This is a genomic window from Curtobacterium sp. C2H10 (assembly GCF_025407985.1).
Taxonomy (GTDB): Bacteria; Actinomycetota; Actinomycetes; order Actinomycetales; family Microbacteriaceae; genus Curtobacterium.
Map to the genome: position 1 here is coordinate 1 of NZ_JABXGF010000248.1, position 241 is coordinate 241.

Consider the following 241-nt stretch of genomic DNA (forward strand, 5'->3'; position numbering starts at 1 on the left):
TATCGACTCTGTCATATATTTAAGACACAATATTAAGCTTGTTATGTACCAGCAGGCTGCTGTTAAAGCGCGGGAAGACCGTCGGGTAATCCGGCTGAGCGTAGGGCGATTCGCTGGTGTGGTCGGCGTAGTTCAGGCCCACGCAGATAATTTTCCCCGGGCGGGTCAGTACCGGCAGGTAGCTATCTTCCTCCGGCACGACGGTTTCGCCCTGCGCCTCTTTGCCGTACTTGCTCAGGTC

General features: G+C 55.2%; 1 pseudogene. It reads right to left on the reverse strand.

Annotated elements, in window-relative coordinates:
- Positions 1-19: 19 nt before the first annotated feature.
- A pseudogene (locus tag HWD93_RS18825) lies at positions 20-241 on the reverse strand (hypothetical protein); the annotation flags it as partial.